The following is a 396-nucleotide window of genomic DNA, read 5'->3' as shown; positions in this document are numbered from 1 at the left end:
CTGCGTCGGCATTGATGGTGCAGGTGCCCGCGGAATGGAACGTCAATTCGCCGGGTGGCGTCACGGCGCAGACACCGGGCGTCGCCGAACTGAACACGACCGGGAGCCCCGAGGTATTCATCGCCGACAATAGAGGCGTCGTGCCGAACGTCTGTGGCCCTGGGTTGAAGTCGATCGTCTGGAAGTTTCTCGGCACCACCGCCTGCGACGGCGATGACGACGGACCAACACCCGCGGCGTTCTTTGCAGTCACAGTGAAGGTGTAGGGCATGCCGCTCGACAGACCGGTTACGGAGATCGGGCTTTGGGTACCGACGCCGGTCTTTCCATGTGGGGACGACGTTACGACGTACTCGGTGATCGCCCCGCCGCCATTGTTGACGGGTGGCGTGAAGT

General features: G+C 63.1%; 1 protein-coding gene. It reads right to left on the bottom strand.

Annotated features, from left to right (window positions below; genetic code table 11):
* On the bottom strand, positions 1-396 hold a 396-nt coding region (locus L981_RS34310), incomplete at both ends, for a fibronectin type III domain-containing protein (protein ID WP_156134325.1).

This window comes from Ensifer sp. ZNC0028, from assembly GCF_000799055.1.
Lineage (GTDB): Bacteria > Pseudomonadota > Alphaproteobacteria > Rhizobiales > Rhizobiaceae > Ensifer.
Note: the sequence above shows the minus strand (reverse complement) of the source record. Positions and strands in the feature narration are given on the sequence as shown.